Genomic DNA, 25,218 nt, shown 5'->3' on the forward strand with positions numbered 1-25,218 from the left:
TGCCCATGACCCTGCGCGCCGCGCTGTCGATCCTTGCGCTCCTGCTGCTGGCCGGTTGCGTGTCGGGCGGCACCGGCGACCCGCTGGCCAGCCGCGAGGGCAGGGCGCAGGCGGGGCGCGCCTACGTGCAGTTGGGCCTGGGTTATTTGCAACAGGGCTTTACCGGCCAGGCCAAGGTGCCACTGGGCCAGGCGCTGGCACTGGACAACCACGACAGCGATGCCCACGCGGCCTTGGCGCTGGTTTACCAGGCTGAAGGTGAGCCCGCCCTGGCCGAGCGGCATTTTCGACAGGCCCTGCAGGCCAGTACCGGCACCACACGAATTCGCAACAATTACGGCAGTTTCCTTTATGCTCAGGGGCGATTTGCCGAGGCCGAGCAGATGTTTCGCCTGGCCAGTGCCGATACCCTGTATCCTGAGCGCTCGCGTGTGTTCGAGAACCTCGGCCTGACTGCCCTGCGGCTCGATCGCCGCGACCAGGCGCACGCCTATTTGCACAAAGCACTGCAGTTGGACCAACGGCAGCCGAAAGCCTTGCTGGAAATGGCTGAGTTGTCCTACGAAAACAGGCATTATGTGCCGGCCCGGGACTACTACGATCGTTTCAGCCAGCTGAGCGACCACGACGCCCGTAGCTTGTTGCTGGGTAGCCGCCTTGCCAGGGTCTTCGACCAACAAGGCACATTGGCCGAGCTGGGCCAGCAATTACAACGACTTTATCCCGGTACGCCGGAATATCAGCAATACCTGTCGGAGCAACGATGAACGCCGCGCATCCCGAAGTAGCCGTAGCGCCTGGCCAGAACCCCGGTGAGCTTTTGCGCCTGGCCCGTGAAAAACGGGACTGGTCCCAAGCCGAGGTGGCCCGCAAGCTCAACCTCACCCTCAGTTCGTTGAACCATGTGGAAACCGGCGCCTTCGACAAGCTGCCGGGGCACACCTTCGCCCGTGGCTATATCCGTGCCTACGCCAAGCTGATGGACCTGGACCAGGCCGCGCTGGTCGAGGCCTTCGACCGCTACACCGGCACCCACGCCAAGGGCAGCGACGTGCACTCGCTGGGCCGCATCGAGGAGCCCATGCGCCTGTCCCATAACATTCTGCGCGGCGTCAGCCTGCTGCTGCTGTTGGCGGTGGTAGGGGGCGGCTTCGCCTGGTGGCAGGACCAGGGCAGCCAGCGTGGCAAGGACCTGTCGAAGATCGCCCTTGAACACGTCGAGGTCGAAAGCGCAGACGGCACCACCCAGATCCACCCGCTCGATGAGCCTGAAGACCAGGCGGTTTCGGCAGGGCAGCAGCCCGAGAGCGCGCCGTTGCCTCTGGAGCAGAACACGGCCGGCCAGCAAGCCGCCACTGCCGAACAGGCGCCTGCGGCCGCCACGGCCCCGGCCAGCAGCCCGGCCACGGTGCAACAGGCACCTGCCCCCAGCACCGTCAGCCCAACCGTGGCGGCACCCAGTGCACCGGCTACCCCTGCGCCATCGGCCGAGGCCGCTGCTCAACCAGCCGCCGTGCCAGCGGGCAGTGCCAAGGTCGCCATCCAGTTCGTGGCCGATTGCTGGACCCAGGTTTCCGATGGCAACGGCAAGGTGCTGTTCAGCGCCATCAAGCGCAAGGGGGACAACCTCGAACTGACCGGCAAGCCGCCCTTCGCGGTACGTCTGGGCTTTGCCCGTGGCGCCCAGGTCAGCTACAACGGCCAGCCCGTCGACGTTGCCCCGTTCACCAGTGGCGAAACCGCTCGCCTGAAGTTGGGACAGTAACTCATGCACGGCGAATCCCCGATCAAACGTCGCGAATCCCGCAAAATCTGGGTCGGCAATGTGCCGGTGGGTGGTGATGCCCCCATTGCAGTACAGAGCATGACCAATACCGACACCAACGATGTGGCGGCTACCGTCGGGCAGATCCGGCGTCTGGTCGATGCCGGCGTCGACATCGTTCGCGTCTCGGTACCGGACATGGACGCCGCCGAGGCCTTCGGCCGCATCAAGCAGCAGGTCAGCGTCCCGTTGGTGGCCGACATTCACTTCGACTACAAGATTGCCCTGCGCGTGGCCGAACTGGGTGTGGACTGCCTGCGTATCAACCCGGGCAACATCGGCCGTGAGGACCGTGTGCGGGCTGTAGTGGATGCCGCCCGCGACCGGGGTATCCCGATCCGTATCGGCGTCAACGCAGGCTCCCTGGAGAAGGACCTGCAGAAAAAGTACGGCGAACCGACCCCGGCTGCGCTGGTAGAGTCGGCGTTGCGCCATGTCGAGCACCTCGATCGCCTGAACTTCCAGGACTTCAAGGTCAGCGTCAAGGCCTCCGATGTATTCATGGCCGTCGAAGCCTATCGCTTGCTGGCCAAGCAGATCGTGCAGCCGTTGCACCTGGGCATCACTGAAGCCGGCGGCCTGCGTTCGGGCACGGTGAAATCTGCTGTGGGCCTCGGTATGCTGCTTGCCGAAGGCATTGGCGATACCATCCGTATTTCGCTTGCGGCCGACCCGGTCGAGGAAGTGAAGGTCGGTTACGACATTCTCAAGTCGCTGCACCTGCGTTCGCGTGGCATCAACTTCATCGCCTGCCCGAGCTGCTCGCGGCAGAACTTCGATGTGGTCAAGACCATGAACGAGCTGGAGGGGCGGCTGGAAGACCTGCTGGTACCGCTGGACGTCGCAGTGATCGGCTGCGTGGTCAACGGCCCCGGTGAAGCCAAGGAATCCCATGTGGGCCTGACGGGTGGTACGCCGAACCTGGTGTACATCGACGGCAAGCCGGCACAGAAGCTCACCAATGACAACCTGGTAGATGAGCTGGAAAAGCTCATTCGCCAGAAAGCGGCCGAAAAGGCCGAAGCCGACGCGGCACTGATTGCCCGTGGCTGATACACAGAATTCGTAAGGACTATTCGTGAGCAAATCGCTGCAAGCCATCCGTGGCATGAACGACATCCTGCCAGAACAGTCGCCGCTGTGGCGCTACTTCGAAGGTACCGTTGCCGGCCTGCTGGACACCTACGGGTACAGCCAGATCCGCACGCCCATCGTGGAGTTCACCGAGCTGTTCAAACGCTCGATCGGCGAAGTGACCGACATCGTCGAAAAGGAGATGTACACCTTCGAGGACCGCAACGGCGATTCGCTGACCCTGCGCCCCGAGGGTACGGCAGCGTGCGTACGTGCGGTGCTGGAGCATGGCATCACCGGCAACGGCCAGGTGCAGAAACTGTGGTACATCGGCCAGATGTTCCGCCACGAGCGCCCACAGAAAGGCCGCTACCGCCAGTTTCACCAGATCGGTGTGGAAGTGTTCAACCTGGACGGCCCGGACATCGATGCCGAACTGATCATGCTCACCTGGCGCCTGTGGGGCCTGCTGGGCATCCAGGACGCGGTCAAGCTGGAACTCAACAGCCTGGGCACCAGCGAAGCACGGGCCCGCTACCGTGATGCGCTGGTCGAGTTCCTCTCGGCGCGCCTGGAGCAGCTCGACGAAGACAGCCAGCGTCGCCTGAAGAGCAACCCGCTGCGCATCCTCGACAGCAAGGACCCGAACACCCAGGCGGTGCTGGTGGGCGCACCGAAGCTCGAAGACTACCTGGACGAAGAATCGCGGGTGCACTTCGAAGGCCTCAAGGCGCGCCTGGACGCTGCCGGTATCCCGTTCCAGCTCAATACCAAGCTGGTGCGTGGCCTGGACTACTACAGCAAGACCGTCTTCGAGTGGGTCACCGACAAACTTGGCGCCCAAGGCACGGTGTGTGCGGGTGGGCGTTACGATGGCCTGGTCGAGCAGATGGGCGGCAAGCCGACCCCCGGCGTTGGTTTCGCAATGGGTATCGAACGCCTGATCCTGCTGCTGGAAACGCTCGGCAAGGTGCCTGAATCCATCAGCCGTCAGGTTGACGTCTACCTGTGCGCCTTCGGCGAGCAGGCCGAACTGGCCGGGTTGCGCCTGTCGGAACAGTTGCGCGATCGCCTGCCGGGCCTGCGCCTGGCGGTCAACGCCGGTGCTGGCAGCTTCAAGAGCCAGTTCAAGAAGGCCGACAAGAGTGGCGCGCTGTTCGCCCTGATTCTCGGCGACGACGAACTGGCCAGCCAGGAGATCGGCTTCAAGCCCCTGCGCGGTCAGGGCGAACAACAGAACATTGCCTGGGATGCTCTTGCAGAGCACCTGGAAACCGCAATCGCCCAGGCGTAACGCGGTTCAACAAGCGAATAGGCGAAAAGGAGTATTGGGGTGTCGAGTACCGATGATGAACTGGTAGGGGTCAAGGACTGGTGGAACCGCAACGGCAAGCCGCTGCTGACCGGCGCCCTGTTGGCGGGTGTGGTGGTGCTGGGCTGGAATACCTGGCACAAGTACCAGAACAACCAGTCGCAAGGTGCTTCGCAGCTGTACCAGGCCTTGCTGGAAACCAGCCTGACGCCCAGCGGCCAGCCTGACGCGACCAAGGTTGCGGAACTGGCCGGCAAGCTCAAGAGCGAGTTCGGCGGTACCGCCTATGCCCAGTACGGTAGCCTGTTCGTGGCCAAGGTGGCGGTAGAAACCGGCAAGCTTGACGACGCCGCTGCCGAGCTCAAGTCTGTGGTGGACAAGCCCGCCGATACTACCCTGGGCGAGATTTCCCGCCAGCGCCTGGCACGGGTGATGGCCGCTCAGAACAAGGCCGAGGATGCCCTCAAGCTGCTGGACGGCGACGCTGACAAGGCGTTTCTGGCCAGCCGTGAAGAGTTGAAGGGTGACCTGCTGGTGCAGCTGGGGCGCGCTGACGACGCCCACAGCGCTTACGAAAAAGCCAAGGCTGCGCTGTCCGACGAGGCGGCGGTCGGTGGCTTGCAATTGAAGCTGGATGACCTGGCCAAAGGGGACGCGTAAGTGATCGGTTGGAAACAAGCAGCAGTGCTGACCTTGGCCGTACTGGCCGCAGGTTGCAGCAGTAACAGCAAGAAGGAACTGCCCCCGGCCGAGCTGACCAAGTTCACCGAGGAAGTGGTGCTGAAAAAGCAGTGGAGCCGTTCGATTGGTGACGGCCAGGGCGAAACCTACAACACCCTGGTGCCGGCCATTGAAAACGACCGCATCTACGCGTCCGACGTGAAGGGCGACGTTTATGCCCTTGATCGCATCACCGGTAACGTGGTGTGGAACAAGGACCTTGACCTGCCAGTTTCCGGCGCTGTCGGCGTGGGCTACGGCCTGGTGATGCTCGGCACCCTCAAGGGTGAAGTGATCGCCCTGGACTCGAGCACCGGTGAAGAGCGCTGGCGTTCGCGGGTGACCAGCGAAGTACTGGCGCCGCCTGCCAACAACGGTGATGTGGTCGTTGTACAAACCCAGGACGATCGCCTGATCGGCCTGGATGCGGCTACCGGTGATCGTCGCTGGATCTACGAAAGCAGCCCCGCCGTGCTGACACTGCGTGGCACCGGCGCGCCAATCGCCACCAACCGCCTGGCCGTGGCCGGCCTGTCCACCGGCAAGGTGGTTGCGGTGGATATCAGCAACGGCGTACCCGTGTGGGAAAGCCGCGTGGCCATTCCCAAGGGCCGCTCCGAGCTGGACCGTGTTGTGGATATCGACGGCGGGTTGCTGCTCTCCGGTGGTACCCTGTACGTCAGTACCTATCAGGGCCGCGTTGCGGGCCTGGACCTGGAAAGCGGCCGTGTGATCTGGCAGCGCGACGCCTCCAGCTGTGTGGGTGTGGCCCAGGGCTTCGGCAACGTCTACGTCAGCGAAGCGTCCGGTACCGTCGAAGGGGTGGACGAGCGTTCTTCCAGCGCGATCTGGTCCAACGATGCCATGGCTCGCCGGCAGCTGACCGCCCCGGAGGTGTACAGCAGCTACGTGGCAGTGGGTGACTTCGAAGGCTACCTGCACCTGCTGAGCCAGGTCGATGGCCGCTTTGTTGGCCGTGAGCGTATCGACAGCGATGGCCTGCGCGCGCGACCACTGGTGGTCGGCGACACCATCTATGTATTTGGCAACAGCGGCAAGCTCGAGGCACTGACCATCCGCTGAAGCTATGCTTGAAGCCTTGGTAGGGCTTCAGGCCGCGGCGTAGGAAACGCCGCCCGAACTCCGGCCGCTGCCTTGCAGCGGCCTTTGCATTTTCAAGAATTCAAGAGTGGAGAGCCAATGGTTCCCGTAATTGCCCTGGTGGGCCGCCCGAACGTTGGCAAATCCACCATGTTCAACCGCCTGACCAAAACCCGCGATGCCATCGTCGGTGACCTGTCGGGCCTGACCCGTGACCGCCAGTATGGTGATGCCAGCTGGCAGGGTCGCTCCTTCATCCTGATCGATACCGGTGGTATTACCGGTGACGAAGTGGGCATGGACGAAAAGATGGCCGAGCAGTCGCTGATGGCCATCGAAGAAGCCGACTATGTGCTGTTCCTGGTGGATGCCCGTGCCGGCATGACTGCCGCCGACCAGATGATTGCCGAGCACCTGCGCAAGCGCAACAAAGAAGCGATTCTGGTTGCCAACAAGATCGACAACATCGACGCCGATGTTGCCCGCGCCGAATTCTCGCCGCTGGGCATGGGCAATGCCATTCCGGTAGCGGGCTCCCAGGGGCGCGGCATCAACGCCTTGATGGAAGCCGTGCTAGGCCACATCCCGCGCGACCAGGTCGAAGAGGCGCTTGACGCCGACGTGGCCGAAGGCGAAGAGGCCGTGCGCATTCCGGGCCCGAGCGAGAAGGATGGCATCAAGATCGCCATTATCGGCCGCCCGAACGTGGGCAAGTCGACGCTGGTAAACCGCATGCTCGGCGAAGAGCGTGTGGTGGTGTACGACCAGCCAGGCACTACCCGTGACAGTATCTATATTCCGTTCGAGCGTGATGGTGACAAGTACACCTTCATCGACACGGCGGGTGTGCGCAAGCGCGGCAAGATCCACGAGGAAGTCGAGAAGTTCTCGGTGGTGAAGACGCTGCAGGCGATCAAGGACGCCAACGTGGTCATCTTCGTCATGGATGCCCGCGAAGGGGTGGTTGACCACGACCTCAACCTGCTGGGCTTTGCCCTGGAAGCGGGCCGTGCCATTGTCATCGCCCTGAACAAGTGGGACGGCATGGAGCCGGGTGAGCGCGACTACGTGAAGACCGAGCTGGAGCGCCGGCTGTTCTTCGTCGATTTTGCCGACATCCACTTCATCTCGGCGCTTCACGGCACTGGGGTAGGCCACCTGTACAAGTCGGTGCAGGCTGCATTCCTGTCTGCGGTCACCCGCTGGCCGACCAGCCGCCTGACCCAGATCCTCGAGGATGCGGTCAGCGAACACCAGCCGCCGCTGGTCAACGGCCGCCGCATCAAGCTGCGTTATGCCCACCTGGGTGGCGCCAACCCGCCGCTGATCGTGATCCACGGCAACCAGACCGACAAGATTCCGAAGTCGTACTCCCGTTACCTGGAAAACACCTACCGCCGGGTACTGAAGCTGGTCGGTACGCCGATCCGCATTGAGTACAAGGGTGGTGACAACCCGTACGAAGGCAAGAAAAACACCCTGACCGACCGCCAGGTCAACAAGAAACGCCGCTTGATGTCCCACCACAAAAAAGCCGAGAAAAAACGCCGCGACAAACGGTAAAGCAGCTGCGAGCGGCAAGCTGCAAGCTGCAAGTAAAGGCAGACCGCGTTATCTTTGCTTTTTTCTTGCAGCTTCAAGCTCGCGGCTTGCAGCTTGCAGCTTGCAGCTTGCCGCTAGGAAAGGGGGGGAGACATGATCAGCAGTAAACTGCCGGATGTCGGCACTACCATTTTCACGACCATGTCTCAGCTTGCCGCGCAGACGGGTGCGCTGAACCTGTCGCAAGGTTTCCCTGACTTCAATGGGCCACAGGCGCTGCTCGACGCGGTAGGGCGCCATGTGGCTGCCGGGCACAACCAGTATTCGCCGATGACCGGTTTGCCTGCGCTGCGTCAGCAGGTGGCGGGCAAGGTGCAGCGGTTGTATGGCGCCCAGGTCGATGCCGACCAGGAAGTGACCATCACACCCGGTGCCACCGAGGCGATTTTCTGCGCCATCCAGGCGGTGGTTCACCCTGGTGACGAGGTGATCGTTTTTGACCCTTGCTACGACAGCTACGAACCCTCCGTGCAACTGGCGGGGGGGCGCTGTGTGCACGTGCAGCTTGGCGACGGTGACTTTGGTATCGACTGGCAGCGGTTCGCGGATGCCCTGAGCCCGCGTACCCGCATGGTCATTCTCAACTCGCCGCACAACCCCAGCGGCGCGCTGGTCACCCACGAAGACCTGAACCAGCTGGCCGCACTGATCGGCGAGCGCGACGTGTTCGTGGTCAGCGATGAAGTCTACGAACACCTGGTGTACGACGGTGCCCGCCATGCCAGCGTGCTGGCCCATGAGCAGTTGTACCGGCGCGCGTTCGTGGTCAGTTCGTTCGGCAAGACCTACCACGTCACTGGCTGGAAGACTGGCTACGTGATCGCACCGCCAGCGCTCAGCGCAGAACTGCGCAAGGTGCACCAGTACGTGAACTTCTGCGGCGTCACCCCGCTGCAGTGTGCCCTGGCTGACTTCATGGCCGCGCACCCTGAACATGTCGAGCAGTTGCCCGCGTTCTACCAGGCCAAGCGCGACCTCTTCTGCGGTTTACTGGCGGGTTCGCGGTTTACGTTCACACCCACCGCAGGCACTTATTTCCAGCTGGTGGACTACGCGCGCATACGCCCCGACCTGGACGATGTGCAGATGTCGCTGTGGCTCACCCGCGAGCACGGGGTGGCGACCATCCCCGTGTCGGTGTTCTACCAGCAGGCCATCACCGGGCAGCGCCTGGTGCGCCTGTGCTTTGCCAAACGAGAGGAGACGCTGCGCCAGGCAGCGGAGAAACTATGCGCGATTTGAGTACGCTGCCGAATCTGAACATTGCCTTGGTGCAAACCACACTCGCCTGGCACGACCGCGAGGCCAACTACGCGCATTTCGAAGTGCTGCTGGAGCAAGTGGGCGAGGTGGACCTGGTGATCCTGCCAGAAATGTTCACCACAGGGTTTTCGATGCAGTCCGAAAGCCTGGCCGAGCAGGAAAACGGGCCAACCTACAAGTGGTTGAAGGCCCAGGCCAGGAAGCACGGCGCGGTGATCACCGGTAGCGTCATCATTCAGGCAGCCGACGGTAGCCATCGCAATCGCTTGCTGTGGGCGCGGCCGGATGGTGAGATCCTGCATTACGACAAGCGTCACCTGTTCCGCATGGCCGGTGAGCACAAGCATTACACCCCAGGGGAGCGTCAGGTGCAGTTCGAGCTCAAGGGCTGGCGCATCCGCCCGCTGATTTGCTACGACCTTCGCTTCCCGGTGTGGAGCCGCGATGCCCAGGACACCGACCTGCTGCTGTACACCGCCAACTGGCCCGCTGCCCGTCGCCAGCACTGGAACCGCCTGTTGCCGGCGCGGGGCATCGAGAACCTGTGCTATGTGGCTGCGGTAAACCGTGTGGGGACCGACGGCAAAGGGTTTGCGTACTCCGGCGACAGCCAGGTGCTGGATTTCCAGGGCGAAAGCCTGTTGAGCGCCGGCGAGGCGGATGGCGTGTTCACGGTGGTGCTCAGCGCGGCGGAGTTGGCCGCTTACCGCACCAAATTCCCGGCCAACCTGGACGCCGACACCTTCGACCTGCATTGACTGGCGGCTGCTGTCGGCAGGTACGGGGCTACCCTAGTACACATCCCGCCGATAGCGCCCGTCCTCGATCAGCTGCTGCACAGCTGCCTCACCCAGCATGCCGTTGAGCGCCGCATCCACACCCGCGGCCATGCCTTGCAGGCTGCCGCAGACATAGATGCAGGCACCCTCGGCCACCCAGCGCCGCAGTTCATCGGCCTGCTGCAGCAATACATCCTGCACGTACACCTTTTCTGCCTGGTCACGGGAAAAGGCCAGGTCCAGGCGCGTGAGGTCGCCACTGGCCAGCCAGCTTTGCAGCTCACTGCCACACAGCAGGTCATGTGCCCGATTACGCTCGCCGAATAGCAGCCAGTTGCGCTGCTCGCCCGCGCTGATCCGTGCGCGAACCAGGCTGCGTAACCCGGCAAGGCCAGTGCCGTTGCCAATCAGCACCATTGGCGCGGCAGTTTCCGGCAGGTGGAAGCCGCTGTTGCGGCGCAGGCGCAGGCTGAGTGAGCCATTCAGGGGCAGGTATTCGGTCAGCCAGCCCGAGCCCAGGCCCAGTTGCCCATCAGTGTGTCGCTCCTGGCGCACGATCAGCTCCAGCACGCCGTCGCTGGCGATCGAGGCAATCGAGTACTCGCGGGTGCCGATGGGCACCAGTGCCTCCACCAGTGCTTGCGGGTGCAGGCCCACCAGATGATCCCGGCGCATCGGCAATTGCCGGCCCGCCAGCGCCTGGGCCAAGGTTTCGGTCAGGCCGCCCAGTTGCACCGGGGCCATGGCATCCAGCGCCAGGCCCTTGAGAAATGCCTCGACCCGGCAAGGGCCGTTGAGCGGCAGGATCTCCACCAAGTCGCCGGCTTCCCAAGTGGCAGGCCCCTGCGGCTGCAAGCCCAGCAGGTAGACCGGCTGCCCCAGGCTGCCCGGGTTCAACAGTGTGCGGCTGACCAGGGACCAGCTACCGAAGCTCGGCGGTTGCCACGCTGTCACCGGCTCCGCCCCGGTCAGACGTGTCAGTGCCTGCTGCCATTGCTGCAAGGCCGCAGGGTCGGCGCAGTCCACTTCGACTGGGCTGAATGTGCAGCTGGCCCCACGCTCACCCAGCCAGCCCTGCAGGCGGCGGGCGAAGCCGCAGAAGTGTGGATACTGACGGTCGCCGAGGGCGAGCAGGGCATAGTTGAGGTGGTTCAGTGCCAAGGCCTTGCCCAGTACATTGCGCTCGAAGCCCCGGGCGCTGTCCGGCGCCTCACCGTCACCGAAGGTGCTGACCACGAACACCGCACGCCTGGCCTGGCGCAAATCCTCCTCTTTCAGTGTACCCAGCGCCCGCACCTGCACAGCCAGGCCTGCCGCCTGAAGCTGGGCGGCGGTCTGCCAGGCCAACTGCTCGGCAAAGCCGCTTTGGCTGGCGAAACCGACGAGCCAGCCGTCGCCCGCCATGCTCGCCGTGGCTACATTACCCCGGGCTGCGCGTACCTGGCGCTGCTTGCGGCGCCGGTCCAGGTACAACAGCCAGCCGGTGACGAAAAACACTGGCATGGTCAGGCTGGCGATGGTCAGGGTGATACGCCCCACCAGGCCGAAGTACTCGCCCACGTGCAGGGCATAGACACTCTGCAGCAGCTGGGCCTTGAACGACTTGTCGGTGTAGCGTTCATGGCGCTGCACCTGGCCGTTGGCCGGGTCCAGCACCAGTGTATTGAAGGCCCGGGGGTGCTCGGCATCGGCCTGCAGGTAGAACAGGTTGGCGGGTTGCCCACCCACGGGCGGCAGGCGCAGGTTGTAGCTGGCCAGCCCAGGGCCGGCAGCGTTGCTGAGGGTGGCCCAGATGGCGTCGTAATCGACCACCAGCGGCGGGGCGTTCTTGTCGATGTGCTGGGGGCCGTGGCGGCCACGGCCTTCGCCGCGTTTTTGCTGCTGGCCTGCGGCCGGGGCATCGGCCAGCAACCTGTTGAGGCCCTCCCGGTACCACTCGTAGGACCAGAACAAACCGGTAAGCGCGAACAGCAGATAGAACAGCAGGCACCAGGTACCGGCCACGGCGTGCAGGTCCCAATTGAATGCGCGGCCTTTCTTGGCCCAGTCGAAGGTAAGCCAGGTGCGCCAGTCCAGGGCCTTGCGTGGCCAGCGCAGGTACAGCCCGGACAAACAGAAGAACACCAGCATCAGGGTGCAGGCGCCGGTGATCTGGCGGCCGGTGTCACCCATGGCTAGAAACCGGTGCAGGTTGAGCATCAAGCTGAAGAAGCCCTGGCCCGCCACGTCCCCCTTCAGTTCACCGGTGTAAGGGTCGGCATAGCGCAGTTCGCCGCGGCGCTCGCCTGGCGCGGGGGTGAAGAATACGCGGGCCGCATCACCCTCACGCACATCCACCCATAGCATTGCCACCTTGTCCTGCTGCTGGGCCTCTACGCGTTTGACCAGTTCGGCAGGCGGCAATACACCTTCGGGCCGCACCTCGACCCGCAGCACCTCGCCATTGAACGCGCGTAGCAGTTCTTCCTGGAACGAATACAGGGCGCCGGTGATGCCCATCAACGCCAGCACCAAACCCGCGGTGATGCCAAACAACCAGTGCAGTTGGAACAGCGTCTTCTTCACCACCATCGATCACCCTGTGTACGGCCGCATAGGCGCGACGCCCGGGGATGTTAATGGAAGTGATAGTGGCCAGCAATTGAGATTGGTTAACATTCGTGAGGCTTTACAATCTTTACAGCCCCAGGGGTTAAAACCCGTCTGCTACACCGCCTGCGAAGGCAAGGCCCCAACGAAAACGGGGCCTTGCGGCCCCGTTCGGTGTTACAGGTAGTAGGACTTCAGCGGCGGGAAGCCGTTGAATTCCACAGCGCTGTAACTGGTGGTGTAGGCACCGGTGGACAGCCAGTACAGGCGGTCGCCAATGGCCAGGTTCAGCGGCAGGCCGTACTTGTAGTGCTCGTACATGATGTCGGCACTGTCGCAGGTGGGGCCGGCGATGACCACTTCTTCCATCTCGCCCTTTTTCTCGGTCCAGATCGGGAACTTGATGGACTCGTCCATGGTTTCGATCAGGCCAGAGAACTTGCCCACGTCGGTGTACACCCAACGCTCCACGGCGGTACGCGACTTGCGCGCCACCAGTACCACTTCACTGACCAGGATACCGGCGTTGGCGATCAGCGAGCGGCCTGGCTCCAGAATGATTTCTGGCAGGTCATCACCAAAGTCTTCCTTCAGGAAGCGGATGATTTCTTCGGCATAGGTTTCCAGGCTGTTGGTACGGGTGATGTAGTTGGCCGGGAAGCCACCCCCCATGTTGATCAGCTTCAGTTCGATGCCGTCTTCTTCCTTCAGGCGCTCGAAGATCACCTTGACCTTGGCGATCGCGGCGTCCCACACACTGATGTCACGCTGTTGGGAACCCACGTGGAAGGAAATGCCGTAAGGCACCAGGCCCAGGTCGCGGGCCAGGATCAGCAGGTCCATGGCCATGTCGGTCTGGCAGCCAAACTTGCGCGACAGCGGCCAGTCAGCGGTGGTGGAGCCTTCAGTGAGGATGCGCACGTACACTTTCGAGCCTGGTGCAGCCTTGGCGATGTTGCGCAGGTCGGCTTCCGAGTCGGTGGCGTACAGGCGCACGCCCTTCTCGAAGAAGTAGCGGATGTCCTTGGACTTCTTGATGGTGTTGCCGTAGCTGATACGGTCGGCGCTGACGCCGCGGTCCATCACCTTGTCGAGTTCGTAGATGGAAGCGATGTCGAAGTTCGAGCCTTTGTCCTTGAGCAGGTCGATGATCTCGACCGCCGGGTTGGCCTTGACCGCGTAGTAGACCTTGGCGAATTCGAAGCCGGCGCGCAGGTCGTCGTAGGCCTTGCTGATCATCTGGGTGTCGATGAGTACGAACGGCGTTTCCTGCTTGTCGGCAAAAGCCTTCATTTTCTGGAAGGTGTCGCGTGCGAAATAATCTTCGACCTGGATCGACATGCTCAGGGACTCCATGGGCAAACTGAAAATTTAAGTGGCTGCAAACTGAACGCCCTCCGTATCCCCACTTTGGTTCGCCTACTCAGTACTTGAGCCGGATGGATCGTTTCCAGCATGGACGTTCGGCGCGCACTTTAGGGCGTGAAGAATGCAGAATCAACAGGCAATCCCGGCGTGATCGCCGTGGATACACCCGCCACCCTTCGAATAACCGACTCGTATGACCGGCCGATGTTCCCCGGGCTGTTTCAAGCGTAAAGAATTGTGGAATAGCCCTGTTTCCAGGTGGTGTACACAGGCCCGCCCCCACAAGGACTTGCACGTTCTGGTGGGGGCAGCGCCGGTGGTGAGGGGCGCGGGGGTGTTCATATTTATGGCCACATTTATCGGGTACGGGCGTACCGGTATTTGTGCATAAATTTTTTGTTACTGACCGGCGATTCCTCGTTTGCGGCTGGCAGGTGGCACGTTACGAGGCGGCCACCTCGGCCGGCGAGACGATACTGGTCTTCATCCCGCGGGAGCGCCCCGAGCTCAGGTAGGCGGCGATCGACTCCTGGGTCACCTCGCCCAAGAACACCTGTTCGGCATCCAGTACCGGCAACCAGGCGCGGTTGAACTCGTACATGCGCGACAGCAGGATGCGCAAGTGCTCGTCGTGGGAGGCGGTGGCGTTGAAGGGGCGCAGGAAGTCGGCACAGGTACCTTGCTGGCGGTGCATGTCGCGGCGGCGCACGTAGCCCAGCGCTTTGTTCTGGCCATCGGTCACCACCACGTAGCGGCGGTCGTGTTCGTCCAGCAGGTCCAGGGCTTCGCCTACCGGCGTCTGCGGGCTTACCGAGGGCGCGTTGTCTGCCGCGTCTTCGGCACGCACCAGCAACAGGCGCTTCAACGTGCTGTCCTGGCCGACGAAGTTGCTGACGAAATCGTCTGCCGGGTGCGCCAGCAAGGTATCCGGGTGGTCCAGTTGCAGCAGTTTGCCGGCGCGGAAGATGGCGATCTTGTCGCCCAGCTTGATCGCTTCGTCGATGTCGTGGCTCACCATGATCACCGTCTTGTTCAGCGCGCGCTGCATTTCGAAGAACTCGTTCTGGATCATTTCGCGGTTGATCGGGTCCACCGCGCCGAACGGTTCGTCCATCAACAGCACCGGTGCATCTGCCGCCAGGGCACGGATCACGCCGATACGCTGCTGCTGGCCACCGGACAGCTCGCGGGGGTAGCGCTGCAGGTATTGCTTGGGTTCAAGCTTGATCATGTGCATCAGCTCGCGGGCGCGGTCGTGGCAGCGCTGCTTGTCCCAACCGAGCAGCCGTGGCACCACGGTGATGTTCTCTTCGATGGTCATGTTGGGGAACAGGCCGATCTGCTGGATCACGTAGCCGATGTGGCGACGCAGGGTCACCTCGTCCAGGCCGCTGGTGTCCTCGCCATTGATGAACACCTGCCCGGACGTAGGGGTAATCAGGCGGTTGATCATCTTCAGCGTGGTGCTCTTGCCGCAGCCCGAGGGGCCAAGGAACACGCAGATCTCGCCTTCGTTGACGGTAAGGCTGACCGCGTCCACGGCTTTGACATCCTTGCCGTTGGCGTTGAAGGTTTTGCTGAGGTTTTTCAGTTCGATCATGAGCGCATTCCTTCTGGAGTCAGGGCACGTTGCAGGGTTTGCAGCAGCAGGTCGGCAATGATTGCCAGCAGGCTGACCAGTACGGCGCCAACCAGCAGCATCGACATGTCGCTGCGGCTGATGGAGGTGAGGATGAGCACGCCAAGGCCGCCCGCGCCGATGGTGGCGGCGATGGTCATCACGCCGATGTTCATCACCACGGCGGTACGCACGCCGGCCAGGATCACCGGTACGGCGATGGGCAATTCGACCATGCGCAGGCGCTGGCCAAAGGTCATGCCGATACCGCGCGCGGCTTCACGGATGCCTGGCTCGACGTTGGTCAGCGCCAGGTAGGTGTTGCGCAGAATGGGCAGCAGTGAATAAAGGAACACTGCCGTGATCGCCGGCAACGGGCCCAGGCCCTGGCCGAACTTGGAGTAGAACGGCAACAGCAACCCGAACAGGGCGATGGAGGGGATGGTCAGCAGCACCGTGGCGCTGGCCTGCAGCGGGCCAGCCAGGAACGGGAAGCGGGTCATCAGGATGCCCAGCGGCACGCCGATGAGGATGGCCAGGCCCACGGCGATGCCCACCAGCATGATGTGCTGCCAGGTCAGTTGCAGGACCAATGCCCAGTCCAGGTGGGCGAACGTGTCGAACAGGCTCATGGGGTCACCTCGTGCAAGGGATGCTCACGCAGGAAGGCGGCGGCCACCGAAGACGGGCTCTGGTGCTGGACGTCGACCTTGGCGTTGAGCTGGCGCATGGTCTCGTCATCCAGTTGGTCGGCCAGGGGCGCCAGCAGCTCGGCGAGCTGGGGGTGGGCGTCCAGTACGGCTTTGCGGATCACCGGCCCTGCGGTGTAGTCAGGGAAGTAGTGCTTGTCGTCTTCCAGCAGCTTGAGCTTGAACGCGTTGAGCCTGCCGTCAGTGGTGTACACCAGCCCTGTAAACACCTGGTTGTTGCGCAGGGCGGTATAGACCAGCCCGGCATCCATCTGCCGGATGTTGGCCCGGCCCAGGTGCATGCCGTAGCGCGTCTGCAAGCCATCAAGGCCGTCCGGGCGGTTGGCGAACTCGGTGTCCAGCGCCACCAGGTGCTTGCGCGATTGCTCGGCCTCAAGCACTTCGTTCAGCTGGCTGATGGTGTTCACCTGCGGGTATTCACGGGCGACTTCACTGGGCAGGGCCAGGGCATAGGTGTTGCTGAACTTCGATGGCTTGAGCCATACCAGGCCCTTGCGTGCGTCCAGTTCCTTGACCTTGGCGTACGTGGCCTCGGGGCTGGGCATGCGCTCGTCGATGTGGTTGTACGACACCAGCGATACGCCGGTGTATTCCCACATCAGGTCGAGCTGGCCGGTTTCCTGGGCCTGGCGTGCCAGGCTGCTGCCCAGGCCGCCGGTGACGCGAACGTCAAAGCCGTTGGCGCGCAGGTATTGGGCGGTGATTTCGGCCAGCACGGTCTGTTCGGTGAACACCCGGGCGCCGATACGGATCAGCGGTTTTTCCGCTGCCTGGGCAAAACCTGACAACAGCAGGCCCGCGCCCAGGAGCAAGGCGATAACTTTTTTCATGGGTTCCCTCAAGTGGTCAGGCCAGGCCGCGTTCCAGCCAGCGTCTGCTGGAAAAACTCACCAACGCATCCAGCAGTAGCGCCAGCAGTGCGGTGCAGGCTGCGCCAAGCAGCAACTGCGGTTGGTTGTTCAGGGCGATGCCAGGGAAGATCAGGCTGCCCAGGCTGTTGGCACCGATCAGAAACGCCAGCGGCGCAGTGCCCACATTCAGTGCCAGGGCCACCCGCACGCCGCCGACGATGATGGGCACGGCGTTGGGCAGTTCCACCTGCCACAGTTGCTGGCGCGGCGTCATGCCGATGCCGGTGGCGGCTTCCTTGAGCGAGGCGGGTACGTTCTTGAGGCCTTCGTAGGTGTTGCGCACGATGGGCAGGAGGGAGGCGAGGAACAGGGCGAAGATCGCAGGCCCTGCGCCGATGCCCAGAACGCTGAGGGCGATGGCCAGTACGGCCAGGGGGGGGATGGTGTTGCCAACGTTGAAGAACTGCATGAAGCGCTCGGCTTTGTCGACCCTGTGCGGTCGACTCAAGGCAATGCCGGCGGGGATGCCCACGGCCAGTGCCGCCGCCATCGAAGCCAGCACCAGCACCAGGTGCGCTTGCAGGTAGAACGTCAGATCGTCGCGATAGCGCGCGATTGTGTCGAGGCCGATCCAGTGGACCAGCAGGGCCAGGATGACGAGCACGGTGGCCCATCCCAACAGCCCTTTTCCGTAGCGTTTCGCCACAGGTGGACTCCTTTTTGTCGTCGGCGAGCACACTTCTTCTTGGCCGGCCCGATCGGGCGGCGGGTGGTGTGTTCGCGAGTAGCAGCGTGATGCCTGCAGGGCAGGTCGGTCATGCCATGAGTCGAGCCCCGTCAGGCTCGTGGATGCTGGTGAAACCAGCCCTGAACCGAGGTGGGTTACAGGGGAGTGGACGTCTCCGGGGGGCATAAGGTTCCCATCTGAGGCGGCATTTGGCCAGTGTTAATCACTGGTCAAGGTGAATTATGGCGAGAAAAAGCAGCGGTTAAATACGCTGTAGGCGTTGAAATAACTGCCCTGCGGGCATTCGTCAGGATCAGGCATTTATCGTATGGGTTGGCACTGGCTGGCAAGCCACAAGTGCCGCCTGTGGGCGCGGGCTCACCCGCGAAGCGGCCGGCGCAGGCACAGCTGATTCCTCCGGTTTTAGTCCAGGGCCAATTTCAGGTATGATACCGCCCCTTTTTCATCCCCCAGTCAGGCGATTTCCCATGACCAACCAGGCCGCCGAAGTCGCGAAGCGCCGCACTTTCGCAATCATTTCCCACCCCGACGCCGGTAAGACCACCATCACCGAGAAGCTGCTGCTGATGGGCAAGGCCATCTCCGTCGCCGGTACCGTGAAGTCGCGCAAGTCCGACCGCCACGCCACCTCCGACTGGATGGAAATGGAGAAGCAGCGTGGTATCTCCATCACCACCTCGGTGATGCAGTTCCCGTACCGCGAGCACATGATCAACCTGCTCGACACCCCCGGCCACGAAGACTTCTCGGAAGACACCTACCGTACCCTCACCGCGGTGGACTCGGCGCTGATGGTGCTTGACGGCGGTAAAGGCGTCGAGCCGCGCACCATCGCCCTGATGGATGTGTGCCGGCTGCGTGACACCCCCATCGTCAGCTTCATCAACAAACTCGACCGCGACATCCGCGACCCGATCGAACTGCTGGACGAGATCGAGGCGGTGTTGAAGATCAAGGCCGCGCCGATTACCTGGCCGATCGGTTGCTACCGCGACTTCAAGGGTGTGTACCACCTCACCGGCGATTACATCGTGGTATACACGCCGGGCCACGGCCACGAACGCACCGAAGCCAAGATCATCCAGCACCTGGACTCCGACGAGGCCCGTGCCCACCTGGGCGACCAGTACGATGGGTTCGTCGAGCAGCTTGAGCTGGTGCAGGGCGCCTGCCATGAGTTCAACCAGCAGGAGTTCATCGACGGCCAGCTCACGCCGGTGTTCTTCGGTACTGCGCTGGGCAACTTCGGTGTGGACCATGTGCTGGACGCCGTGGTCGACTGGGCGCCGCGCCCGTTGGGCCGGGTGGCACATGAGCGCACCGTGGAGCCGGTGGAAGAGAAGTTCACCGGTTTTGTGTTCAAGATCCAGGCGAACATGGACCCGAAACACCGGGACCGCATTGCCTTCATGCGCATCTGCTCGGGCAAGTACGAAAAAGGCATGAAGATGCGCCATGTGCGCACCAACAAGGACCTGCGTATCGGTGATGCGCTGACGTTCTTCTCCTCCGAGCGTGAACAGCTGGAAGAGGCCTTTGCCGGCGACATCATCGGCCTGCACAACCACGGCACCATCCAGATCGGCGACACCTTCACCGAAGGCGAGGCGCTGGGCTTCACCGGCATCCCGCACTTCGCCCCGGAGCTGTTCCGCCGCGTGCGCCTGAAAGACCCGCTGAAGTCCAAGCAGTTGCGCCAGGGCCTGCAGCAGCTGGCGGAAGAAGGCGCCACCCAGGTGTTCTTCCCCGAGCGCAGCAACGACATCATCCTGGGCGCCGTGGGTGTGCTGCAGTTTGATGTGGTGGCCAGCCGTTTGAAGGAAGAATACAAGGTCGAGTGCGCCTACGAGCCCATCACCGTCTGGTCGGCGCGCTGGATCACTTGCGACGACAAGAAGAAGCTCGAGGACTTCCAGAACAAGGCCATGGAGAACCTGGCCATCGACGGTGGTGGTCACCTGACCTACCTGGCACCGACGCGGGTCAACCTGGCACTGATGGAAGAGCGCTGGCCTGACATCAAGTTCCGCGCTACCCGCGAGCACCACTGACAGCTGCTGAAAGCAGCTGTCAGCAGCTTCAAGCCTCAAGCTGCAAGCTACAAGAAGAAGCGGACCTGTGTCGGGCCGCACTGCTTGCAGCTTGCAGCTTGCAGCTTAAAGCTTGTGGCTAGCAGCCGCTGTCAATTGCCGGCCTTGATGCTGGTCCATATCCGGGTGCGGATGCGGTCGATCTTGGCGGGCATGGCTTCCAGGGCGTAGAGCTTGCCCATCACCGCTTCGCTCGGGTAGATCATGCTGTTGCCCTTCAGGGCCGGGTCCACCAGGCTGTCAGCGTTCAGGTTGCCATTGGCGTACTGCACATGGTTGCTGATGTTGGCCATCACCTGCGGCTCCAGCAGGTAGTTCATGTAGGCATACCCTGCCTTTTCATCCGGTGCATCGGCCGGCATTGCCACCATGTCGAACCACAGCGGGGCACCCTCCTTCGGGATCGAGTAGCCGACCTTGACCCCGTTATGCGCTTCCTCTGCGCGGTTCTTGGCCTGCAACACATCCCCCGAGAAGCCCACCACGACGCAGATATCACCATTGGCCAGGTCGCCGGTGTACTTCGATGAATGGAAGTAGCTGATGTAGGGCCGTACTTGCATCAGCAGCGCCTTGGCCTTGTCGTAGTCCGCCGGGTTCTGGCTGTGGTGGGGCAGGCCGAGGTAGTGCAGGGCGATTGGCAGCAGCTCCGGGCCGTTGTCCAACACCGCTACGCCGCACTGCTTCAACTTGCTCATGTACTCAGGCTTGAAAATCAAGTCCCAGGAGTCGACCGGTGCATTGTCACCAAGCACGGCCTTGACCTTGTCGATGTTGTAGCCGATGCCGGTACTGCCCCACAGGTACGGGAAGCCATACTGGTTGCCTGGGTCATTGACCTCCAGTGCCTTGAGCAGCACCGGGTTGAGGTTTTTCCAGTTGGGCAACTGCGACTTGTCCAGGCGCTTGAGTGCCTTGCCCTGGATTTGCCGGGCCATGAAGTGGTTGGAAGGGAACACCACGTCGTACCCGGAATTGCCCGTCATCAACTTGCCGTCCAGGGTCTCGTTGCTGTCGTACACGTCATAGGTGGGCACGATGCCGGTGGCTTGCTGGAAGTTCTTCAGGGTGTCGGGCGCGACGTAGCTGGACCAGTTGTAGATCTTTACCGTTTCGGCGGCACCGGCCACGCTGGCGGCCAGCATCAGGGGGGCGATCAGGAGTGTGCGCATGTCGGGTTTACCTTGCTTTGTCTGTTGTTATCGAAGGCAGGCGATCAGCGGATCAGAATTGTGCGTTACCTCAATGGGTGTCTTGGGGATTCGGTTAGGGCTGCTAGGCGCCTGTCTTAATATCGCCAGCGCCTGTCGAATCGAGCGCCGCCCGCGCGGCGCATCGCGAGCTGGCGCTCGCTCCTACGTTTGTTTCTGGCCAGTCATGCCGCGCGACCGCCTTGTTTGTACAACATGCGCATATTTCATAGCATTAATTGGCCCGAACTAAATGTAGGAGCGAGCGCCAGCTCGCGATGCGCCGCGCGGGCGGCGCTCGATTCCACAGGCGCTCCCTCTCGGGAGGCAGGCACCCAACGTCCTATCAATGCATAAAGCCTTCCATGAAGTCCGCAAGGTGGCTGGCCAGGCGCCGGCGCCAAGGCGGGGTAGCCGGGTTGGCGAGGGTACGGTCCTCGTGGACGAAACTCTGGATGATGGCGTTGTAGCCCAGCCAGCGGCAGGGTTCGGGCGGCCAGCTGGCCAGGCTGGCGAGCGGGCGGTTGTCGTGCACCCAGGGCTGGCCGGTGAGGGCGTTGTGCTGGTTCAGAATCAGCGCCGCCAGTGTGCGCCCGCCCAGGTTGGTGGCCCCCACGCCCTCACCGCCATACCCGCCCGCCAGGGCAATGCCACGCTGGCGGTCGCACAGCATGTGCGGGCGGAAACGCCGGGCCATGCCCAGGTTGCCGCCCCAGGTGTGGGTAATGCGCGCGTGCTGCAGCTGCGGGAACAGGTCGCTGAACAGGTAGCGGCGCAGTTCCACTTCATGGGCTTGGAGGTTGAAGTCGTCCCGCAGCCTGCCGCCAAAGCGGTAGCCGCCCCGTGCGCCGAAAACCAGGCGGTTGTCGGTGGTGCGCTGGCCATAGGTGACCTGGCGGCTGCCTTCGCTGAATGCCTGCCCCCGATCCAGCCCGATTTCATCCCACGTGGTGTCGGGCAGCGGCTCGGTGGCGACCAGCAGGCTCTGTACCGGCAGTTGATGCTTGCCCAGCGGTGGCAGGCTGGCAGCATAGCCTTCCACTGCCGGCACGATCCACTGGCAGCGGATGCGTGCCAGGGGCGTGCTGACCTCGCCCGACCGCCAGTCAAGCGCGGGCGTGTTCTCATAAATCGGCACCCCCAGGGCTTCTACGGCACGGGCAAGGCCGCGGGCCAGCTTCGCCGGTTGGATGGTGGCGGTGTGCGGGCTGTAGATGGCGCCATAGGCATTGCTGATACGCACTTGGGCGTCCAGCTGCTCGGGGCGCAGCCACCGGTAGTCGTCCTCGGTCATGCCTTGGCGATACAGGTCGTCGAGGTAGGCGCGCAGGCTGCGCTCCTGCTCGGGGTAGCGGGCGGCGCAGTACAGCACGCCCCCCTTGCGGTAGTCGCAATCGATGCCCTCACGCTGCAGCACGTTCCCAACCTCGTCGGGAATGGCGTGCAGCAGGTCGATGCTGGCCCGGCGTTGTTGCGGCGAGAGGCTCGCCAGCAGGCGGTCCTCACCCAGCAGGTTGCCCATCAGCCAGCCGCCATTGCGCCCTGACGCGCCGAAGCCGGCGATGTTGGCCTCGATCACCACGATGTTCAGCTGCGGCGCCTGGCGCTTGAGGTAATAGGCGGTCCACAGGCCGGTGTAGCCGGCGCCGATGATGCACACGTCTGCCTCGAGGCTCTCGCGCAGGGCCGGGCGAGCGCACAGCGGCTCGTCAAGCTGGTCCATCCACAAGCTCAGGCTGCGCAGGGGTTGCATTGGGGCGGGCTCCACATCCGGCGGGGTATGTGGCGATCCTAGTGGCGAACCCTGGCGGTTGTCTTACGTGCGTGCACGCAGGGAAATCTGCTTCAGGTACGCCTTGGGCGTAAGGCCGGTGTGTTCGCGGAAGCATTTATAGAATGCCGACAGCGAGTTGAAACCGGCGCTGAACGCCAGGTCGTCGATGGGCGTGGTGGCGCTGTCCTCGTCCAGGGTCGCCATCAGGTGGTGCAGGCGCGCCTGGTTCACGTAGCGGTAAAAGCTTTGCCCCAGCACCTGGTTCAGCAGGTAGGAGATCTGGTTGCGGCTGTAGCCGCTGGCGTTGGCCACCTGCTGCAGGTCCAGTTCCGGGTCCAGATAAGGGCGATGCCCCTGGAAGTAATGCTCCAGGTCCTGGGCCATGGTCGACAGCTGGCGGGGTGAAAGGCCCAGGCGGCTGGTGGCCGGGCGTAAACCACCCCCGCTGTGGGGGCTGCCGTCCTGGCGCACCAGGGTAGCGTATTCATTCACCCGCCAGATCAGCCCGTCCCGGACCGTGATCGCCTCGCTGGACTGGAACGCCACCAGCCCATCTCCCCCTTGCACAGTGACCTGGTACTGGATGAATGCGGTACAGCCGTCAACGCGTATCCGGTCGCTGTGCACGATGTCTTCCCCGGCCGCGTGGGGCAGGCAGGCGCGCACGTAGTCGCGCAAGTCCTGGTACCCCAGCACGCGGTTCTGGAAGAAGTCGTGGTACTGGATATCGGGGTGGTACAGGGCCAGCACGCCATCGAGGTCACGGTACTTCCAGCACAGGTGGTAGCGCAGGACGGTATCGGCAGTGAGCGGCGTCTGGGCCGCGCCATCGGGTAGGGTCATGGGCAAATGATGCCTCGTCGCCCGGCTTGCCACAAGAATGCAGAACACCTGACCCCAGCAGCCCATTCGCGCATTTTGCACGATGAAAATATGACGTTTTTTTCTAAGTGCTTGATTTGTATAGACGTCATTTTTTGTGACAGCTGGCACAGCCGCTGCAACGTTTACTGCGCGAATGGACTTCTCGCTAACAACATACAGGCGAACACATCATGATCCCCTCTGCCGACTACTCCGTTGTCGATACACAAAGCCGCTCAGGTGTTTCCTGGGCGGCGATCTTCGCTGGCGCCGCTGCTGCAGCCGCCGTATCTCTCATACTGGTAGTGCTGGGTGCGGGGCTTGGCTTTGCGGCCACCTCGCCCTGGGCCAATGAGGGGGCAAGCGCGAAAGCCTTGGGCATTTCCACCATTGTCTGGTTGTTGGTGACGCAGATCATCGCTTCCGGCCTGGGTGGCTACCTGGCCGGTCGCCTGCGCGTCAAATGGGCGAACCTGCATGGCGATGAAGTGTATTTCCGTGACACTGCGCATGGCTTCCTGTCCTGGGCTGTCGCCACGCTGGTGGCGGCCATGCTGATACTGGGCACCGCAGGCAACCTGGTAGGTGCCGGCGCAAGTGCTGCGTCGCAGGCAGCGGGTGTAACGGTAGCGGCAGGCGGTGCAGCGGCTTCGCAAGCCTCGGACGACTCCTTGGGCTACTTCGTTGATGGCCTGTTCCGTGGCGAAGGCCCGGCGCCGGTCAGCGATGATGCTGCCAATGGCGTAGCGGCCCGCATTTTGGCCAAGGGTGCTGCCGGTGACGGTGCACTGGCCCCGGAAGACCGCGCCTACCTGGCACAGCTGGTGGCTCAACGTACCCGCATGACCCAGGCTGAAGCTGAAGCCCGTGTGGACCAGGTAATGGCTCAGATCCAGCAGCTCAAGACCGACGCCAAGCAGGCGGCCGACACCGCTGCCAAAGTGGCCGCATGGACTGCCCTGTGGACCTTCGTCGCCCTGCTGTGCGGCGCCTTCTTCGCCAGCGTCGCCGCCCTGTACGGTGGCCGTCGCCGCGATCACGTGCAGTGGGTTGAAGGCGACTACGTCGCTCACCGCACCATTCAACGATAAGCAAGGAGAATAACTATGCGCTCGATTCTACTGTGGATGCTGGGTATCCCAATTCCAATCATCATTCTTATCGCATTGTTCGTGCACTGATCGCTGCACTGACAACATGCACTTGTCTAGTCCTGAAATAGGTTTACACCTGCTCAGGTAGGCCGATAGGCCTCAAAACGCCCGATGCACCGCATCGGGCGTTTTGTTTTTCAGGGCCATATGAGGCCGCTCCGTGTTGTAGATCTGCACCGCCTCATCAACCATCTTTCTTGCTTGCTCCAAATTATCTGGATTGCTCAGCAGCAGCTCTGTTTTGAGGATTCCGTTGATCCGTTCGGCCAGCGCGTTCTGGTAGCAGTCGTATCCGTCAGTCATCGAGCATTGGACCCCGTTCCGCGCATGCAGTGACTGGTATAGCGCTGAGCAGTATTGAATACCTCGGTCCGAGTGATGGACTAACGGCTGGAGACGCCGCCGCTTGCGCAGGGCCTGTCTAAAGGCTTGCGCAACCGACTCGGCATGCAGGCTCTCGTGCACATGATGGCCAACAATCTTTCTGGAGTAAGCATCTGTTACCAGGCTCAGGTACAGCGGGCCGCTTCTGGTTGGCAGGTAAGTGATGTCCGCTACCCAAACGTGCTCTGGCCCTGATGGGACA

The 25,218-nt window shown here is 62.7% G+C and carries 21 protein-coding genes; 11 read left to right on the top strand and 10 right to left on the bottom strand.

Annotated elements, in window-relative coordinates:
• Positions 1-5: 5 nt before the first annotated feature.
• The 9 genes from pilW (at position 6) to IAE36_RS18820 (ending at position 9,655) form a co-directional block, all read left to right on the top strand.
• Complete coding sequence (gene pilW / locus IAE36_RS18780; protein ID WP_201213983.1) at positions 6-767, top strand: type IV pilus biogenesis/stability protein PilW; 762 nt, start codon at positions 6-8, stop codon at positions 765-767.
• Positions 764-1,765: a RodZ domain-containing protein gene (locus IAE36_RS18785; protein ID WP_028631584.1), complete on the top strand. Its 1,002-nt coding sequence runs from the start codon at positions 764-766 to the stop codon at positions 1,763-1,765. The genes pilW and IAE36_RS18785 overlap by 4 nt, the downstream gene beginning before the upstream one ends.
• Positions 1,766-1,768: 3 nt before the next feature.
• Positions 1,769-2,878 carry a flavodoxin-dependent (E)-4-hydroxy-3-methylbut-2-enyl-diphosphate synthase gene (gene ispG, locus IAE36_RS18790; protein WP_201213984.1) on the top strand — a complete coding sequence of 370 codons (1,110 nt, stop codon included), beginning with the start codon at positions 1,769-1,771 and terminating at the stop codon, positions 2,876-2,878.
• A gap of 25 nt (positions 2,879-2,903) precedes the next feature.
• Positions 2,904-4,193: a histidine--tRNA ligase gene (hisS, locus tag IAE36_RS18795; RefSeq protein ID WP_201161913.1), complete on the top strand. Its 1,290-nt coding sequence runs from the start codon at positions 2,904-2,906 to the stop codon at positions 4,191-4,193.
• A 39-nt stretch (positions 4,194-4,232) separates the two neighbouring features.
• Positions 4,233-4,871 carry a tetratricopeptide repeat protein gene (locus IAE36_RS18800; RefSeq protein ID WP_060482248.1) on the top strand — a complete coding sequence of 213 codons (639 nt, stop codon included), beginning with the start codon at positions 4,233-4,235 and terminating at the stop codon, positions 4,869-4,871.
• Positions 4,872-6,014: an outer membrane protein assembly factor BamB gene (gene bamB, locus IAE36_RS18805; protein ID WP_201213986.1), complete on the top strand. Its 1,143-nt coding sequence runs from the start codon at positions 4,872-4,874 to the stop codon at positions 6,012-6,014.
• 117 nt (positions 6,015-6,131) lie between these two features.
• Positions 6,132-7,595, top strand: coding sequence for a ribosome biogenesis GTPase Der (gene der / locus IAE36_RS18810; RefSeq protein WP_060482246.1), 1,464 nt, complete (start codon positions 6,132-6,134; stop codon positions 7,593-7,595).
• Positions 7,596-7,727: 132 nt separating this feature from the next.
• Complete coding sequence (locus IAE36_RS18815; RefSeq protein ID WP_201213988.1) at positions 7,728-8,876, top strand: pyridoxal phosphate-dependent aminotransferase; 1,149 nt, start codon at positions 7,728-7,730, stop codon at positions 8,874-8,876.
• The gene (locus IAE36_RS18820) at positions 8,864-9,655 is read left to right on the top strand and encodes an amidohydrolase (protein ID WP_201213990.1); all 792 of its coding nucleotides are present in this window, start codon (positions 8,864-8,866) and stop codon (positions 9,653-9,655) included. The genes IAE36_RS18815 and IAE36_RS18820 overlap by 13 nt, the downstream gene beginning before the upstream one ends.
• 33 nt (positions 9,656-9,688) lie before the next feature.
• On the opposite strand, the gene IAE36_RS18825 is transcribed toward IAE36_RS18820, so the two are convergent.
• From IAE36_RS18825 to IAE36_RS18850, 6 genes are all read right to left on the bottom strand, one after another.
• A complete protein-coding gene (locus IAE36_RS18825; RefSeq protein ID WP_201213999.1) occupies positions 9,689-12,244 on the bottom strand; it encodes a PepSY domain-containing protein in 2,556 nt (851 codons plus the stop codon).
• Positions 12,245-12,442: 198 nt separating this feature from the next.
• Positions 12,443-13,606, bottom strand: coding sequence for a type III PLP-dependent enzyme (locus IAE36_RS18830; protein WP_028631575.1), 1,164 nt, complete (start codon positions 13,604-13,606; stop codon positions 12,443-12,445).
• Positions 13,607-14,075: 469 nt separating this feature from the next.
• Positions 14,076-15,233, bottom strand: coding sequence for an osmoprotectant ABC transporter ATP-binding protein OsmV (locus tag IAE36_RS18835; protein ID WP_201213992.1), 1,158 nt, complete (start codon positions 15,231-15,233; stop codon positions 14,076-14,078).
• A complete protein-coding gene (locus tag IAE36_RS18840) occupies positions 15,230-15,883 on the bottom strand; it encodes an ABC transporter permease (RefSeq protein ID WP_028631573.1) in 654 nt (217 codons plus the stop codon). The genes IAE36_RS18835 and IAE36_RS18840 overlap by 4 nt, the downstream gene beginning before the upstream one ends.
• A complete protein-coding gene (locus IAE36_RS18845) occupies positions 15,880-16,791 on the bottom strand; it encodes a glycine betaine ABC transporter substrate-binding protein (RefSeq protein ID WP_201213993.1) in 912 nt (303 codons plus the stop codon). Before IAE36_RS18845 ends, IAE36_RS18840 begins: the two co-directional genes overlap by 4 nt.
• A gap of 16 nt (positions 16,792-16,807) precedes the next feature.
• The gene (locus IAE36_RS18850; protein WP_028631571.1) at positions 16,808-17,518 is read right to left on the bottom strand and encodes an ABC transporter permease; all 711 of its coding nucleotides are present in this window, start codon (positions 17,516-17,518) and stop codon (positions 16,808-16,810) included.
• A 509-nt stretch (positions 17,519-18,027) separates the two neighbouring features.
• Here IAE36_RS18850 and IAE36_RS18855 point away from each other — a divergent pair.
• Positions 18,028-19,611 (top strand): peptide chain release factor 3, encoded by a 1,584-nt coding sequence (locus IAE36_RS18855; protein ID WP_028631570.1) that lies wholly within the window; start codon positions 18,028-18,030, stop codon positions 19,609-19,611.
• Between the two features lie 131 nt (positions 19,612-19,742).
• Here IAE36_RS18855 and IAE36_RS18860 read toward each other — a convergent pair whose 3' ends face one another.
• The 3 genes from IAE36_RS18860 to IAE36_RS18870 form a co-directional block, all read right to left on the bottom strand.
• Positions 19,743-20,822 carry a polyamine ABC transporter substrate-binding protein gene (locus IAE36_RS18860; protein WP_201213994.1) on the bottom strand — a complete coding sequence of 360 codons (1,080 nt, stop codon included), beginning with the start codon at positions 20,820-20,822 and terminating at the stop codon, positions 19,743-19,745.
• A 364-nt stretch (positions 20,823-21,186) separates the two neighbouring features.
• Positions 21,187-22,593 (bottom strand): NAD(P)/FAD-dependent oxidoreductase, encoded by a 1,407-nt coding sequence (locus IAE36_RS18865; RefSeq protein WP_201213995.1) that lies wholly within the window; start codon positions 22,591-22,593, stop codon positions 21,187-21,189.
• Positions 22,594-22,656: 63 nt separating this feature from the next.
• A complete protein-coding gene (locus IAE36_RS18870) occupies positions 22,657-23,457 on the bottom strand; it encodes an AraC family transcriptional regulator (RefSeq protein WP_201213996.1) in 801 nt (266 codons plus the stop codon).
• A gap of 212 nt (positions 23,458-23,669) precedes the next feature.
• On the opposite strand from IAE36_RS18870, the gene IAE36_RS18875 reads away from it, so the two are divergent.
• Positions 23,670-24,569, top strand: a complete 900-nt coding sequence (locus tag IAE36_RS18875) for a hypothetical protein (protein ID WP_028631565.1) — start codon at positions 23,670-23,672, stop codon at positions 24,567-24,569.
• 162 nt (positions 24,570-24,731) lie between these two features.
• On the opposite strand, the gene IAE36_RS18880 is transcribed toward IAE36_RS18875, so the two are convergent.
• The coding region (locus tag IAE36_RS18880; protein WP_201213997.1) for an IS3 family transposase at positions 24,732-25,218 on the bottom strand (487 nt) is incomplete at its 5' end.

The organism is Pseudomonas sp. S36, from assembly GCF_016647875.1.
Classification (GTDB): Bacteria; Pseudomonadota; Gammaproteobacteria; order Pseudomonadales; family Pseudomonadaceae; genus Aquipseudomonas; species Aquipseudomonas parafulva.